The organism is Vibrio sp. 10N.286.52.C3 (assembly GCF_041468865.1).
Classification (GTDB): domain Bacteria; phylum Pseudomonadota; class Gammaproteobacteria; order Enterobacterales; family Vibrionaceae; genus Vibrio; species Vibrio crassostreae_C.
Genome location: NZ_JBFRJM010000143.1, coordinates 1 through 808, shown reverse-complemented (window position 1 = coordinate 808; position 808 = coordinate 1). Strand labels below are relative to the sequence as shown.

At 44.4% G+C, this 808-nt stretch carries 1 protein-coding gene; it reads right to left on the bottom strand.

All coding sequences use genetic code 11. From position 1 onward, the window contains the following. Positions 1 to 179: 179 nt before the first annotated feature. The coding region (locus AB4138_RS23855; RefSeq protein ID WP_372307972.1) for an IS110 family transposase at positions 180 to 808 on the bottom strand (629 nt) is incomplete at its 5' end.

Genomic DNA, 808 nt, shown 5'->3' with positions numbered 1-808 from the left:
CGGTCGTATATTCGGCTTCTTATTGAAGGAGCTACCCTCTAGCCTTTGATGTTTTGCGCACCTACTGTCCTTATCGCGCTAGCAGCTTTTTACAGCATGACAGAATGGCCAGGTTCTCAGTAGGTTGGTCTTACCTTTTATGCATCATCATTTTGTAAAATTTAAAAATTTGGTAGTGATTAATGAGTGAGTAATACTGGTTTATATTCAGTCTCATACCGAAGCATTGCCCACGCAGTACGTACCACTTTGTTAGCCAGTGCAATGCAGGCCTTCTTGAAGCCGATACGATCTATGATGCTCCTCAACCAAGCGTCCTTCTGAGTCTTCGGTTTTTCGGGTAGTCGCCCAACGTATGACATTGCGCCAAGATAAAGAAGCGAGCGTAGCTCCTTCACACCACCGCATTTATCGATCCCAATCATAAAAACTTTGCCTCCTGAACTGTGCTGTTTAGGTGTAAGACCAACAAATGCTGAAGCTTGTCTTCCATTCTTGAACTGCTTTCCATCACCAAGAGTTGTATAGAGCATCGCAGCAGTTGTTTCACCAACCCCTTCAATGCCCATTAATCGTTGGCACGGCTCTATCTGACGGGTTAAAGCATTTTTCTCTTTTTCGAATGCGATGAGTTTTGCTTTAAGTTCTTTATATTGCTCCCAAAGCATCGACAGAACGGATACGACATTGGAGGGTATTGGTGTATCGCCATCAAGCACGGTTTGAACCGACGCTTTTAAGCCTTTTTCACCTCTAGGGTTTGCTATCCCGTAGCCCAAAATTGTCCCTCTAATGTGAAGAGCTAGGG